Here is a 13,587-nt window from a genome sequence, read left to right as displayed (position 1 = left end):
GCTTGCAGGTTGTTTTTTTTGGGGTAAGAAGAAAGGAGATTCGCCTGATAAAAAAACAAAACGTCATTCAGAGCGCAGCCGAGAAATGACGTTTAATCGAGCTAACTCTACTTCAGCTCCGCCGAGCCAATAATTTCCTCTACAGGTCCGGAAGTAGCCAGCTGCAGGCGGAGGGTGTCGGCGTCGGCATCCAGTTGCGGGCGAATCTGGTCGAGGGCGAGGCGCAAGGCCTGCACGTCGGAAAGGCGGGCGGCTTTCGACTGGCCGTAGCCGTGGTACATGGCCACGCGCACTTTGCTGCGGCCGGTGCCGGTGTAGGTACCAATTACCTCGCCCCGGGCATTGATGATCTGTACCTCAGCCGTTACGTTGGTACGGTACCATTCCAGCGGCACACCCAGCAGGCTCGGTGTCATGAGGGTGAGCATCTGGAAAGCCTGCAATACGCGGCCGGTGCGCTGCTGTTCGGCCTTGGTGACCATGAATTTGGCATAGCCATAGCGCGTGGTATCGTCCTGGGGCTCGGCCAAGTGGTAGGAGAGCTCCTGGCGGAATAGCTTGCTGGCATCGTCGGGGTGGGCTCCTTCGCCTTCCTGCATATTCATGGGACCTGGCTCCACTACCGCGTCCAATTTAGGTAAGCGGCCCAGCGCTACTGAATTGTTGGAGCGAACCGTGCGGTACACAGCTTTTTCCGTCGATTTACAGCTCGTCAAACCCAAAAAACCCAACAGGCACAGGAGCGAGGCGTAGCGGTACATCATATAGGCTGGAAGTAGAAGAGGGTCGTTGATTCGCGAAGAAGTTCAAAAATAGCCAGTAACCAGGCACTAATTCACTGCTCGGGCCGGAATTATGCAAAAACTCGGTGAGTGGCCCGGAATCAGGTGGTTATCGGCAGTACGTACTAGTTGGCAAAAACATTCCCGCTCCCCAAAACAGGAAGCGGGAATCCCAAAAAGATAGTTGATAGTATGGCCGGCTAGTGCGCGTGGTGGGCCAGCGTGCTATCGGCTTCGGCCAGCTCGCCCACGGGCTCCGGGGCCACGTAGTTGTCGATAAACTCACCTTCCCAGCGTGCTACCACGGCCGTAGCCAGGCAGTTGCCCATTACGTTGACGGCAGTGCGGGCCATATCCATCAGGGCGTCGATTCCCAAAATAATAAATACCGGCCACGAGGGCAGGTTGAACGAGGCCACCGTAGCCAGCAGAATTACCAGCGAAGCCCGGGGCACGCCCGCTACGCCTTTGGAGGTCAGCATCAGGGTAAACACCATCACCAATTGCTGCCCGAACGTGAGGTCAACACCCGCCGCCTGAGCCACAAAAATGGCCGCCAGTGACAGGTACAGGGTGGTGCCATCGAGGTTGAAGGAATAGCCCGTGGGCATCACGAAGGCTACAATCCGGCGCGGAACGCCGATGCTTTCCATGGCTTCCATGGCCCGGGGCAGGGCCGCCTCGGAGGAGGTAGTGGCAAAGGCAATGCTTACCGGCTCGGCAATGGCCTGCACAAAACGTTTGAGCGGAATGCGGGCCAGCAGCGCAATGGGCACCAGCACCAGCAGCACGAAAGCAATGAGCGCCCCATACAGCGTGAGCAGCAGCTTGAAGGCGTTCAGCAGCGGCGCAAAGCCCATCTTACCCACCGTGTAGGCCAAAGCCCCACCCACGCCCAGCGGCGCGAAGAACATCACCACGTTGGTGAACTTGAACATCACCTCCGAGAGGCTTTCCGTCCACTGCAGCATGGGCTGGCGGTGCTTCTGGTGCACCATGGCCAAGCCAATAGCGAAGATGATGGCAAACACCACCACCTGCAGCACCTGCCCCTCGGCAATGGATTTGGCAATGTTCTCGGGGAAGATGTGTAGGATGATGTCGGCGGTGGTTTGCTTGACAGTGGCCAGCTGCTCGGTGTCAGCGGCAATGCCGCTGCGGTCCACGCCCTCACCGGCCCGGCTCAGGTTGATGGCCGCCAGCCCGATGAACAGGGCAAAGGTGGTAACCACCTCAAAGTACACCAGCGCCTTGAGGCCCATTTTGCCCACTTTCTTGAGGTCGGCGTGGCCGGCAATGCCCACTACCAGCGTGGCAAAAACCAGCGGGGCAATGATGGTTTTCACCAGCCGCAGGAAGACGTCGCTGAGCACTTTCAGCTCCACGGCCTGCTTGGGGAAGTCGTGGCCGATTTCAGCCCCCACCAGCATGCTCACCACAATCCAGAAGGTGATGGAGCGGCGCTTGGCGGCCAGGAAGATGATACCGGCCAGGGCCAGCCACCGCGTTACCAGGGCCACCATCGGGTCGAAGGCGGGGGGCGTTTGGGCAGCCAGCACGGTGAGTACCGCCGCTACCAGAAACAGAATAAGAACAAGGAGCGAGAGTCGCGAAAACTTCATGCGCGGCAATTCAGGAAAGGAAAAACAGTGGGAACCGGACAAAGATAGGTTTCTCAGGGCTGAGAACTGTGCCCGATGCCGTAGCTTGGCCCGGTGGTTGTTAAATTTCCTTCTTGGCAGTAGCCGATGAAGTTTACCAACTGCCTTCCGGCCCTCTCTTCAGTTCCTCTCCATGCTCACCTGGACTCTCACGCCCCTGCAGCTGCCTCTGCGCTACACCTGGAAAATCTCCCGTAACTCCTCCACCTTCAAAACTAACCTGTTGCTGGAAGTTGCCGGCGGAGGCTGGCAGGGGCGGGGCGAAGCCGCCCCCAACATACGCTACGGCGAAACCCCCGAAGGCCTGCAGCAGGAGTTTGCGCAACTGCAGGCAGCGGGCCTGGGCCAGTGTGAAACCATGGACGAGCTGACGGCTTTTTTGCAGCACCACCAGCCGGCACATGCGTTACGGTTCGCGCTGGAGTCGGCATTTGTGCACCGGGAGGCGGCCCGCCGGGGCCAGACGGTGCCGCAGTGGCTGGGCGTGCCCGCACCGGCGGCGGTGGGCACGGCGGCCACACTGCCCATTATAGAGCCCGGCGAGGTGGCCGGTTTTCTGGAAGCCCAGCAGCTCAGCCGTTTTCCGCTGCTGAAGGTGAAGGTGAACCGGGAAGGGGCCGTGGACCTGCTGCGCGAGGTAACGCGCCTGCTACCCGGCCACCCGCTTATTGTGGATGGCAACGAAGCCTGGACTGATGCCGACAGCCTCCGCCGGAGTTGGGAGCAGATACTGCCGCTGCCGGGTCTGAACGTGCGCCTCTTGGAGCAGCCCCTGCCCGCCACCTGCGCCGCCGACTACCGCGCCCTGAAAGGTCAGCTGCAGTGCCCGGTTTTCGCCGATGAATCAGTAACCGACGAGGCCGACTTCGCCGACATAGCCCGGCAGTTTGATGGCGTGAACATGAAGCTGATGAAAGCCGGCGGCTACCTCAACGGCCTCCGGATTCTGCGGGAAACTCGTGCCCATGGTCTGCAAACCATGCTAGGCTGCATGGTGGAAACCTCGCTGGGTATCTGGTCGGCGGTGCAGCTCAGTGCCCTGGCCGACGTGTGCGACCTGGACGGCATCATCATCGTGCGCGACGAGCCGTTTGGCTTGGTGCACGAGCGGGATGGTATGTTGGTAGCTGGCTGATATCAGCAGAAAGCGGAGTGTTGTGTTGCCAGAGCAAGCAACACAACACTCCGCTTTCTATGTCCGATAAATAGGGGCTGTTTACTTCAGCTTGGCATCAATGGCCTGAATTTTCTGGTCCAGAACGGACGTGTCGGTGGGGCGCTGGGCATTGGTGCCGAGCAGGCTGATTTTCTGATTCAACAGCTGAATCTTCTCTGCCATCAAACCAATTTTGGTGTTCATTTCCGTCAGGCGGGTTTCCATGGCGGCCGGGGTGGCCGGCGCGGGGCGGGGGTCTATGTAGCTTTCAAACTTGGCGTCGGTGGGCACCGTCTTGTCGCCGCGCGACTGTGCCGCACTGCCCGGTGTCGCAAACACCACGTCGCCGGTCGGACGCACGTAGTCGCCTTCTTTTAGCGTAGTGATTTTACCGCCCGGAAACTCCACAATACCACTCTTATAGTTGATTTTGGTGCCGTTGGCCAGCAATACGTTATGCGTAAGTGGCATGGGGCGCCGGCCGCGTACCTGTACTACCTCACCATTTTGCATGATAAACCGGTCGGAAGCGGTAGTCTCGACGGGGCCGGCTACGGTAGAATTATCAGTTTGTGCAAAGCACGGGGCGCTGGCCAGCAGTAGCAGGCCCACAAATGGTAGCAGAAATTTTTTCATGGTGGTGAGAGGCACAGTAGTGGCAAATACAGTGCTACTTACGGGTAGCAGCGTGCGGCGTTTCCATCAGGCACTATAATTGCCACCCGCTCCGGCAACATTCGGACAGGTTCTTCTAGTTTTGCAGAAATAACCGGAACTATGTTTGCACATTAAATGTATGTACATATATTTGCAGCGCGTTCTGTTACTTTCCAGCAGTACATGAAAATCGAGGACGAAATCAAGCAGCCAACTTTCAAAGACAACCACCAGAAGGCGTTGATCAATCTGGTGTTCACCACAGGTTGGGTGCAGCAGCAGCAGAGTGCCTTATTTAAAGGGTATGGCCTGACGCTGCCGCAGTTCAATATTTTACGCATTCTGCGTGGGCAGCACCCAAAGCCGGCCACCGTGAATCTGTTGATCGAGCGGATGCTGGATAAAACCAGCAATGCCTCCCGCATTGTGGATAAGCTGGAAGTAAAGAAGCTAGTGACGCGTACCGTGTGCCCCAGCAACCGCCGGGCCGTGGATATCCGCATTACCGAGACCGGCCTGGAGCTATTACATCAGTTGGATGCCGAGCTCGAAAACCGCCGCAATGGTCTGCAACATCTCACCGACGAGGAAGCTGCTCAACTTAGCAACCTCTTGGATAAAATCCGTGACTGACGGTTTCAGTCAATCAAATACGCTCATTTTCACTCCCTTTTTCTGTTTTTCGTCATGAAAAAACTGTTTATGCCGGCGCTGCTGGCTGCTGCTCTGTTTGCGGTTTCGCCTGCTTCGGCTCAGAAAAAAGTTACGCCCGGTTCCGAAAAGGCGGCTTCGCAGTCGTATGCTCTGCAGCCACAGCTGAGCACGCTGGGCTGGTTGGGTAAAAAAGTGACCGGGCAGCACAACGGTAACGTGCAGTTCAAAGAAGGCACGGTGTTGGTGCGCGGCAGCCAGATTGTAGGCGGCACGTTTGTGGTAGATATGAACTCGCTGAAAGTAGAGGACATCAAGGAAGCCGAATACAACGCCAAGCTGGTAGGCCATCTGCGTTCCGAGGATTTCTTCAGCATCGATAAAAACCCGACCTCAACGTTCAAAATCACCAGCGTAACCCCGCTGAAAGGTGACGCCAACGGCAACAATGCTACTGTTACCGGTGACCTGACCATTAAAGGCATCACCCAGAAGATTTCCTTCCCCGCCAAAGTGGGCGTGAAAGGTGGCGTAGCTTCGGCCAGTGGCACGGCTACCATCGACCGTACCAAATTCGACATCAAATACGGTTCGAAGTCGTTCTTTGAAAGCATCGGCGACAAAGCCATCATGGACGAATTCACCATGAGCTTCAACGTAATTGCCAAGAAGTAATTCTGGCGCACCTGGCGCTTAACCCGTCAGCTGTACAAACGAATAATCCCCGCCAGAGTGCTCTAGCGGGGATTATTCGTTTTTGGCTGGCACCCTTCTTAGGCTGTTCCCTGTCAACACTCGGGGCAGGAGCCTATTCTCGCGGTGCTTCGGCAGGCTGGCAATGGTCTGTTGAGAGTATTAATCAGGTAGCACCAGCTCCCGGGGTAGTTCAAATTTGAGGCTACGGCTTTTGCTGCGGGCGTGCAGCTGTTGCAGGAAATCATCCAAGTCCGCCTTGTACTCTAGCCAGAGGTCTTCGTGGAGGTTGCTGAGGATGAGCTGGGCCGTGCGGGCCGCCAAACGGGCGGTGCCGGTATAAAACCCCGCGTACACGCTCTCGAATTGCCCGGTATAGTTCTCGAAGATGTGGCGCAGGGTGTACAGGTTCAGGTCGATTTCCAGGCGCTTGTCCTTAGTGATGCGGCGGGCCCGGGCCACTTCCTTGGTCGCTTTGCCCAGTGCCTTGGTGAGGCTGCGGTTGAGCAGGCGGCCCGTGGCTCCCACGGCAAACAACTCATGAATCTGGTCGGAAGCCTGCTCGAAAACGGTTTCTGTGGTTACATCCGGCAGCAGTTCAAAGCACAGCGTGTCGTAGAGCTCCGCGTCGCGGCGGGCGGCACGCAGGAGCAGGGACTCCTTTTCTTTATCAGTGAGACGTTTAAGGGCACGCTTGAACTCGGCGGATGGAACGGGCATGGGTGGAGCAGGAAACGGATGCAGACTAAAAGTACGCTACAAACGCAACGGCGCAAGAATGGGTACACTGCCGGGAGCAGTTGCTGCCGTGGCTACACCTGATAAGCAGGCTGAGCCGACGCTTCACGCTGCCTGGGCAGCTCGCAATATTCAGCCCAACCAGCGGTGGATTGCTCAACCATTCATGCAGTCAGATAGTTATACCGGTCCGAAGTCGGGTGTTTCCTGCGCCTGTTTAGCGGTTTTTGCGTAATTTTGCTCTATGAACAGTAACCCGCAAATCGAGTACGACGAGGACGTACTGCTCCTGGAAGAAACCACTGATGTGCGTGACCTGGTGGTGTATAACGATGATATCAACACGTTTGACCACGTTATCAAAACCCTGATGGACGTGTGCGGCCACCAGCCGGAACAGGCTGAGCAGTGCACCCTGCTGATTCACTACAAAGGCCAGTGCACCGTGAAGCACGGCGTATACGAGGAGTTGGCCAGCATGTGCACTGCCATTCACGACCGGGGCATTTCGGCCGACGTAGTGTAGCCGGCGTCCTCCCAAAAAAATCTGTCATCCGGCGCTTGCCAAGGACCTATCGGAGCCCATCTGGTGTTATCAGCCAGACCCTGCGATGTACCGGGCAAACCCCGGATGACAGTTCTTTTACCCACTTCCCGACCTGAATGGAATTTCCCTCCAAACTGATTGAAAACGCCGTTGGCGAGTTATCGAAGCTGCCGGGCGTGGGCAAAAAAACTGCCCTGCGCCTGGCTCTGCACCTGCTGAAGGCCGAGGCCGACAGCACGGCGTCGCTGGCGGAGGCGCTGGCCAAGATGCGCTTCGAGATTCGCTACTGCGACACCTGCCATAATATTTCGGATACGCCCGAGTGCGCCATCTGCGCCAACCACCTGCGCGACCAGAGCACCGTGTGCGTGGTATCGGACATCCGCGACGTAATTGCCATTGAAAACACGGCCCAGTACCAAGGCATGTACCATGTGCTGGGCGGCGTGATTTCGCCCATTGAAGGCATCGGCCCTTCTGATCTGACCATTGACTCACTGGTAGAGCGGGTGACGAAGGAAGGCTCGGAAATCAAGGAGGTGATTCTGGCCATCAGTCCCACCATGGAAGGCGACACCACCGCCTTTTACCTCTCGCGCAAGCTCCGCGACCTGCCCGAAATCAACGTGAGCACCATTGCCCGTGGCATTCCCATGGGCGGAGAGCTGGAATACGCCGATGAAATCACCCTGGGCCGCAGTATTGTAGAGCGCCAGCGGCAGGCCCGGTAATGCGAATACCTTTGCGTCACTGATGTCCTCTGAAGCCTCACCTTAGCCGGTGGGGCTTTTTTGTGACAGTGATTTCCAACCGAAGCGTACAGTCTGACATGTACGCTTGCAGCCAAATCTGCTACCTTTCGGAGCCCTTCTGATCTTCTTCTGTGCCGCCCGCGTCCGTTAAGCTTTCCGTCGTCATCGTCAACTACAACGTCTGCTACTTTCTGGAGCAGGCGCTGCTGTCGGTGCGGCGGGCAGTGGAAAAGTTGGGTGCGCCGGTTGAGGTGTTTGTAGTGGACAACAACTCCGTGGACGGCTCGGTAGCCATGGTGAAGGCCCGGTTTCCAGAGGTCATGCTCCTCGAAAACCACGATAACCCCGGTTTCAGCAAGGCCAACAACCAGGCCCTGCGCCAGGCTACCGGCGAGTACCAGCTCCTGCTCAACCCCGATACGGTGGTGGAGGAAGACACCTTCCGGTTGTGCTGCGAGTTCATGGATGCGCACCCTGAGGCCGGTGGGCTGGGGGTGAAGATGCTGGACGGACAGGGGCGGTTTTTGCCCGAGAGCAAGCGGGGGCTGCCCACGCCTTGGGTGGCATTCTACAAGATTTTCGGGCTGGCTAGGTTGTTTCCGAAGTCGAGGCGGTTTGGGCGCTACCACCTTGGCTACCTCAGCTCCGAGCAGACCCACGAAATTCAGGTGCTGAGCGGGGCCTTCATGCTCATGCGCAAAACGGCCCTGGATGCCGTGGGGCTGCTGGATGAGGACTATTTCATGTACGGCGAGGATATTGACCTTTCCTACCGGCTCACGTTGGGCGGCTGGAAGAACTACTACTTCGCGGGTACCCGTATCATTCATTACAAAGGCGAGAGCACCAAGCGCACGAGTGTAAACTATGTGTTCGTGTTCTACCGGGCTATGGTCATTTTTGCCCGTAAGCACTTTGCGCCGGGGCGGGCGGGCACGTTCAGCTTTCTGATAAACATGGCCATCTGGCTGCGGGCCGGCGCGGCCGTGGCCCAGCGGCTGGTAACGCAGGCCGCACCCATTCTGCTGGATGCGGCCCTGATATACGTGGGCATGTACTTCCTGAAAAACTACTGGGAGGACAACCACAAATATGTGCCTACGGCCTACCCACCACAGTTTATGCTGGTGGCCGTGCCCGTGTACGTTGCCGTGTGGCTGCTGACGGCCTTTTTTAGCGGGGCCTACGATACACCCACCCGGGCCAGCCGCATTGTGCGGGGCGTATTTTTAGGCACGGTCCTGATTTCGGCGTTCAGCAACTTCTTGGACGCCTGGCGCTTCTCCAAGGCCCTGATTGTGCTGGGCGGGGTGTGGGCTGCGGCGGCCCTGATTCTGCGCCGAATGGCTGGTAATTTTCTGCGCTACCACACTTTCAGTCTGGCCAGCCGGCAGCAGAAAAACGTGGGTATTGTGGGCTCCTGGCAGGAAAGCCAGCGCGTACGCCAGCTGCTGGAGCAGGCCGCCGTGCCTGCCCGGGTAATCGGCTACGTGGAGCCCCCAGCGGCGCCGCGCGCCACCCCGGCCGTTCCCGACGACCTGCTGGGTGAAGTACGACAGTTGGAAGATATTATCCGGATTTATGGGCTAAACGAGCTGGTTTTCTGTGGTCGTGACCTGCCCGCCAGCCAGATTATCGGGCTGATGGTAGGGCTGCCCCAGCACCCGCCGGTGGCCTACAAAATTCTGCCCCAGGACAGTGAGTACATCATCGGCAGCTCCGGCAAAGACTCGCCCGGCGACTACTATGCCCTCGATATTACCCTGAACCTGTACCGGCCCCAGCAGGTGCGCAACAAGCGGGTGCTGGACCTGCTGTTGGGGGTGGGGCTGTTGGGGCTGGCACCGGTGCTGGTATGGCGACAGGAGGAGAAAATCGGTTTCCTGCGCAACTGCCTCCGCGTCGTGGCCGGCCGCAGCACCTGGGTCGGGCTGCGCTACGCCACCAGTCCCCGTCGGCAGGCCCGGGCCGTGCTTTCCCCCGCCGATGCGGTGCAGGCCGTGGAGCCGCTCACCGAGGCCACCCGCCGCCGCCTGGAGCTGCTGTATGCCAAGGATTACGAGCCCTCCACCGATGTGCGGGTACTGTGGCAGTGCTTCCGCAAGCTGGGCCGGGAAGAAGGGTAGGAGAGGGTGACAGGTAAGAAGTGAAAGTTGACAGATGGACGCCAGATGAAGTATGACTGTCTGCCCCTTCTCCTGTTACCTCTCATCGGTTCACACACAAAACCTCCGTACCTTACTCGTACCTTTGCTTCCACCCATTTTCTCCCAAACTCTCCCTGTTTCATGTCGGCTGACGCTACCACTCTCGCGCCCCTCGTTCTATCTGACCGCATCAATGCCATGCAGGAGTCCCAGACTATTGCCATGGCCAAGAAGGCCCGGGCGCTGGCCGCCGAGGGTGTGGACGTGATTAGCCTGAGCTTCGGGGAGCCGGATTTCCAGACGCCGCAGTACATCAAGGATGCCGCCAAGCAGGCCCTGGACGAAGGCTACACCTTCTACACGCCCGTGCCCGGCTACCCCGAACTGCGCCAGGCCATCTGCGACAAGCTGCTGCGCGACAACCAGCTCAGCTACAAGCCCGAAAACATTGTGGTGAGCACGGGGGCCAAGCAGGCCCTGGCCAATGCCGTACTGGCCCTCATTAACCCCGGCGACGAGGTGCTGGTGCTGGCCCCGTATTGGGTAAGCTACGAGGAGATGGTGAAGCTGGCCGAGGGCACCACCGTGCAGCTGATGGGCAGCCTGGGAAACGACTTCAAGGTAACCGCCGAGGAGCTGGAAGCGGCCATTACGCCCCGCACCAAGCTCATCATGTACTCTTCGCCCTGCAACCCCACCGGCTCGGTATTCAGTCGGAAAGAGCTGGCGGCCTTTGCCGAGGTAGTGGCCCGCCACCCCCAGGTGTACGTACTGGCCGATGAGATTTACGAGTACATCAACTTCACCGGGGAGCACGCCAGTCTGGCCCAGTTTGACGCCGTGAAGGACCGGGTAATTACCGTCAACGGCTTCTCCAAAGGCTACGCCATGACGGGCTGGCGCATCGGCTACCTGGCGGCCCGCAAGGAAATTGCCGCCGCCTGCGAGAAGCTGCAAAGTCAGATTACCTCGGCCACCTGCTCCATTACGCAACGGGCCGCCCTGGCCGCGTTGCAGGGCGGCCGCTCCTCAGCCGATGAGATGGTGGAAGCCTACCGCCGCCGCCGCGACATGGTGCTGGAACTGGTAAAAGACATTCCCGGCTTCCGCACGCCCACGCCCAGTGGGGCCTTCTACATCTTCCCCGATGTAACCGGCTACTTCGGCAAAACCACGCCCACCGGCGAAGTCATCAGCAGCGCCGCCGACCTGGCCCTGTACATGCTCAACGATGCCCACGTAGCGGCCGTGGACGGCGGCGCGTTCGGCGCGCCCAACTGCATGCGCTTCAGCACCGCCGCTGCCGATGAGAAGCTGCGCGAAGCCTTCATTCGCATCAAAAACAGCCTAGCTAAGCTGCAATAGACTTCCTAAAAGAACGTCATTCCGAGCGGAGCCGAGGAATCTCGCACGCTGATGTTGCAGAGTAATTCTGACGTCAGCACGCGAGATTCCTCGCTCCGCTCGGAATGACGTTCGGATGTCATCTGCCACCAAAGAAGCCTTATTTCTTCCGGTAGGTTACCTTTGCGGCCTCTTACTTTGAACACGCCGTAATGCCCGCTGCCGTTCCTGCTTCGCTGCCCGAGTTATTTGCCGCTTTCAACCGCCTCACGGTGCTCATTGTGGGCGACGTGATGATGGATGCCTACGTGTGGGGCAAAGCCGCCCGCCTCTCGCCCGAGGCCCCGGTGCCGGTGGTAAACGTGAGCCGCACCGAAAACCGCCTGGGCGGAGCCGCCAACGTGGCCCTGAACGTGCAGGCCCTGGGTGCCACCCCGCTGCTGTGCGCCGTGATAGGGGAGGACCAAGGGGGCGACCAGCTGCTGGAGCTGCTGCACACCACCGGGCTGTCGGCCGACGGGATGGTGCGCTCCGGCCACCGGCCCACTACCGTGAAGCAGCGCATTCTGGCCCACGGCCAGCAGCTGCTGCGCATCGATTCGGAAGTGGAAACCAACCTCAACGCTGAGGAAAACGCCCAGCTCACTGCCCGCTTCGAGCAGCTGCTCAGCCGCGCCGACGTGGTGATTTTCGAGGATTACGACAAGGGCGTGCTGCAGGAAAGCAGCATTCAGCACTTCATCCAACTGGCCCGGCAGCACGGCGTGCCCACGGTGGTGGACCCTAAGAAAAAGAACTTCCTGGCCTACCGGGGCTGCACCCTGTTCAAGCCCAACCTCAAGGAGCTGCGCGAAGGCCTGAAGCTGGAATTCGACGAAACCGAAGCCGCCCGCCCGCAGTTCGAAGCCGCCGTAACCCGCCTGCGTGAGCTGCTGCAACCCGAGTCGGTCCTCGTAACCCTGTCCGAGCGTGGCGTTTTCGTGGAAAACAGCCAACTAACTCGCACGTACATTCCGGCCCACCTGCGCACCATCTCCGACGTGTCGGGGGCCGGTGACACAGTCATCAGCATTGCCGCGCTGTGCGTGGCCCTGGGTCTGTCGGCCCCGGCTACGGCTGCCCTGGCCAACTTGGGCGGCGGCTTGGTGTGTGAGCAGGTAGGCGTGGTGCCCATCGAGAAAAACCTGCTGCTGAAGGAAGCCGAGCGGGTAGGGCTGGCCTTATAGCCTGTCATTGCGAGGAGGAACGACGAAGCAATCCTTCCTATTCAGTGCGCCAAACATTGAACAAGCAGAAAGCCCCTGACATCCATGCTGGCGTCAGGGGCTTTTGAATAGGTTCAGGGCTTTGCGCGTTGTGAAGGACGGATTGCTTCGTCGTTCCATCTCGCAATGACAGCTATTTGCGCAGTGTCGTGCTGTATTCCTTCACCGTGTTGATGAACACCTTCACGTTGTCAGGGTTGGTATCGGGGTACACGCCGTGGCCGAGGTTGGCAATGTGGCGGTGCGGGCCGAACTGGTCGAGCATGGCAATGGTGGCCTGGCGCACCTGCTCGGGTGTGCCGTAGAGGGCGCAGGGGTCGAGGTTGCCCTGCAGGGTTTTGTCACCTACCAGAGGACGCACGGCGCGCGGGTCCTGGTTCCAGTCGAGGCCGATGGTACGGCAGGGCAGCTGAGCAAATTCCTCCACAGCCCAGAAAGCACCCTTGGCAAACACCGTTACCGGAATATCGGCCGGCATGGCCGCGCAGATTTCGGCAATGTAGCGGATGCTGAACTCTTGGTAGTGGGCGGGCGGCAGAATGCCGGCCCAGGAATCAAACACCTGAATGATATTGGCCCCGGCTGCTACCTGCGCCTGCAGGTAGGCAATGGTAGTAGCCGTGATTTTACGCAGCAGCGCGTGGGCCAACTCCGGCTCAGCATACAGCATGCGGCGGGCCTTGCTGAAGGTTTTGGAGCCGTGGCCCTCCACCATATAGGCCAGAATCGTCCAGGGAGCCCCGGCAAAGCCGATGAGCGGCACCCGGCCGTTGAGGGCGCGCTTGGTTACCCGGATAGCTTCCAGCACGTAGCCCAGGTGTTCCTCGGGGTCGGCTATGCGCATGCGCTCCACGTCGTGAGCCGTTTTGATGGTTTCCGGGAACAGCGGGCCGCGGGCTTCCACCATCTCGTAGGTGAGGCCCATAGCCTCGGGCACTACCAGAATATCGGAGAAGATGATGGCCGCGTCCACGTCCAGCGCGTCGATGGGCTGGATGGTTACTTCGGCGGCGAGGTCGGGGGTTTCTACCAGCTCTTTGAAGCCGCTGAGGCGGGCGCGCAGGGCGCGGTATTCGGGCAGGATACGGCCGGCCTGACGCATGAGCCACACAGGAGTGCGTTCAGTTTCTTCGCCACGGGCGGCACGGAGGAGGAGGTCGTTCTTCAGCATAGGAAGCGCAAAGATACGTCTCC

At 59.2% G+C, this 13,587-nt stretch carries 13 protein-coding genes; 8 read left to right on the top strand and 5 right to left on the bottom strand.

Annotation, left to right across the window (positions count from 1 at the left end; genetic code table 11):
- Positions 1–107: 107 nt before the first annotated feature.
- Together EI291_RS17380 and EI291_RS17375 are read right to left on the bottom strand one after the other, a co-directional pair.
- A complete protein-coding gene (locus EI291_RS17380) occupies positions 108–764 on the bottom strand; it encodes a hypothetical protein (protein WP_125422937.1) in 657 nt (218 codons plus the stop codon).
- 218 nt (positions 765–982) lie between these two features.
- Complete coding sequence (locus EI291_RS17375) at positions 983–2,404, bottom strand: dicarboxylate/amino acid:cation symporter (RefSeq protein ID WP_125422934.1); 1,422 nt, start codon at positions 2,402–2,404, stop codon at positions 983–985.
- 172 nt (positions 2,405–2,576) lie between these two features.
- Here EI291_RS17375 and EI291_RS17370 point away from each other — a divergent pair, with 172 nt between their 5' ends.
- Positions 2,577–3,578: a dipeptide epimerase gene (locus tag EI291_RS17370; protein WP_125422931.1), complete on the top strand. Its 1,002-nt coding sequence runs from the start codon at positions 2,577–2,579 to the stop codon at positions 3,576–3,578.
- Between the two features lie 81 nt (positions 3,579–3,659).
- Here EI291_RS17370 and EI291_RS17365 read toward each other — a convergent pair whose 3' ends face one another.
- Positions 3,660–4,235, bottom strand: coding sequence for a DUF6799 domain-containing protein (locus EI291_RS17365; RefSeq protein WP_125422928.1), 576 nt, complete (start codon positions 4,233–4,235; stop codon positions 3,660–3,662).
- 204 nt (positions 4,236–4,439) lie between these two features.
- On the opposite strand from EI291_RS17365, the gene EI291_RS17360 reads away from it, so the two are divergent.
- Both EI291_RS17360 and EI291_RS17355 read left to right on the top strand, forming a co-directional pair.
- Positions 4,440–4,889: a MarR family winged helix-turn-helix transcriptional regulator gene (locus tag EI291_RS17360; RefSeq protein ID WP_125422925.1), complete on the top strand. Its 450-nt coding sequence runs from the start codon at positions 4,440–4,442 to the stop codon at positions 4,887–4,889.
- Between the two features lie 54 nt (positions 4,890–4,943).
- Entirely contained in the window at positions 4,944–5,582 is a 639-nt protein-coding gene (locus EI291_RS17355; protein ID WP_125422922.1) for a YceI family protein, read from the top strand.
- 180 nt (positions 5,583–5,762) lie between these two features.
- On the opposite strand, the gene EI291_RS17350 is transcribed toward EI291_RS17355, so the two are convergent.
- Complete coding sequence (locus EI291_RS17350; protein WP_125422919.1) at positions 5,763–6,320, bottom strand: hypothetical protein; 558 nt, start codon at positions 6,318–6,320, stop codon at positions 5,763–5,765.
- A 262-nt stretch (positions 6,321–6,582) separates the two neighbouring features.
- On the opposite strand from EI291_RS17350, the gene EI291_RS17345 reads away from it, so the two are divergent.
- The 5 genes from EI291_RS17345 (at position 6,583) to EI291_RS17325 (ending at position 12,354) form a co-directional block, all read left to right on the top strand.
- Positions 6,583–6,864, top strand: coding sequence for an ATP-dependent Clp protease adaptor ClpS (locus EI291_RS17345; protein ID WP_125422917.1), 282 nt, complete (start codon positions 6,583–6,585; stop codon positions 6,862–6,864).
- 137 nt (positions 6,865–7,001) lie between these two features.
- On the top strand, positions 7,002–7,616 hold the full coding sequence (gene recR / locus EI291_RS17340) for a recombination mediator RecR (protein ID WP_125422914.1): 615 nt from the start codon (positions 7,002–7,004) through the stop codon (positions 7,614–7,616).
- Positions 7,617–7,768: 152 nt separating this feature from the next.
- Entirely contained in the window at positions 7,769–9,763 is a 1,995-nt protein-coding gene (locus tag EI291_RS17335) for a glycosyltransferase family 2 protein (RefSeq protein ID WP_125422911.1), read from the top strand.
- 162 nt (positions 9,764–9,925) lie between these two features.
- On the top strand, positions 9,926–11,149 hold the full coding sequence (locus tag EI291_RS17330; RefSeq protein WP_125422908.1) for a pyridoxal phosphate-dependent aminotransferase: 1,224 nt from the start codon (positions 9,926–9,928) through the stop codon (positions 11,147–11,149).
- Positions 11,150–11,340: 191 nt separating this feature from the next.
- The gene (locus EI291_RS17325) at positions 11,341–12,354 is read left to right on the top strand and encodes a bifunctional heptose 7-phosphate kinase/heptose 1-phosphate adenyltransferase (protein ID WP_125422906.1); all 1,014 of its coding nucleotides are present in this window, start codon (positions 11,341–11,343) and stop codon (positions 12,352–12,354) included.
- A 172-nt stretch (positions 12,355–12,526) separates the two neighbouring features.
- Here EI291_RS17325 and hemE read toward each other — a convergent pair whose 3' ends face one another.
- Complete coding sequence (gene hemE / locus EI291_RS17320) at positions 12,527–13,564, bottom strand: uroporphyrinogen decarboxylase (protein ID WP_125422903.1); 1,038 nt, start codon at positions 13,562–13,564, stop codon at positions 12,527–12,529.
- Positions 13,565–13,587 lie beyond the last annotated feature (23 nt).

Origin of the sequence: Hymenobacter rigui, assembly GCF_003944715.1 — a bacterium.
Taxonomy (GTDB): Bacteria; Bacteroidota; Bacteroidia; order Cytophagales; family Hymenobacteraceae; genus Hymenobacter; species Hymenobacter rigui.
The sequence above is the reverse complement of the archived record's forward strand: the minus strand, read 5'-3'. Positions and strand labels throughout refer to the sequence as shown.

What these genes read in the sequence shown, in the direction of transcription:
- hemE (WP_125422903.1), bottom strand. Translation starts at nt 13,564, where the DNA reads ATGCTGAAGAACGACCTCCTCCTCCGTGCCGCCCGTGGCGAAGAAACT.
- EI291_RS17330 (WP_125422908.1), top strand. Translation starts at nt 9,926, where the DNA reads ATGTCGGCTGACGCTACCACTCTCGCGCCCCTCGTTCTATCTGACCGC.
- EI291_RS17345 (WP_125422917.1), top strand. Translation starts at nt 6,583, where the DNA reads ATGAACAGTAACCCGCAAATCGAGTACGACGAGGACGTACTGCTCCTG.
- EI291_RS17375 (WP_125422934.1), bottom strand. Translation starts at nt 2,404, where the DNA reads ATGAAGTTTTCGCGACTCTCGCTCCTTGTTCTTATTCTGTTTCTGGTA.
- EI291_RS17355 (WP_125422922.1), top strand. Translation starts at nt 4,944, where the DNA reads ATGAAAAAACTGTTTATGCCGGCGCTGCTGGCTGCTGCTCTGTTTGCG.
- EI291_RS17325 (WP_125422906.1), top strand. Translation starts at nt 11,341, where the DNA reads ATGCCCGCTGCCGTTCCTGCTTCGCTGCCCGAGTTATTTGCCGCTTTC.
- EI291_RS17350 (WP_125422919.1), bottom strand. Translation starts at nt 6,320, where the DNA reads ATGCCCGTTCCATCCGCCGAGTTCAAGCGTGCCCTTAAACGTCTCACT.
- EI291_RS17370 (WP_125422931.1), top strand. Translation starts at nt 2,577, where the DNA reads ATGCTCACCTGGACTCTCACGCCCCTGCAGCTGCCTCTGCGCTACACC.
- EI291_RS17360 (WP_125422925.1), top strand. Translation starts at nt 4,440, where the DNA reads ATGAAAATCGAGGACGAAATCAAGCAGCCAACTTTCAAAGACAACCAC.
- EI291_RS17380 (WP_125422937.1), bottom strand. Translation starts at nt 764, where the DNA reads ATGATGTACCGCTACGCCTCGCTCCTGTGCCTGTTGGGTTTTTTGGGT.
- EI291_RS17365 (WP_125422928.1), bottom strand. Translation starts at nt 4,235, where the DNA reads ATGAAAAAATTTCTGCTACCATTTGTGGGCCTGCTACTGCTGGCCAGC.
- recR (WP_125422914.1), top strand. Translation starts at nt 7,002, where the DNA reads ATGGAATTTCCCTCCAAACTGATTGAAAACGCCGTTGGCGAGTTATCG.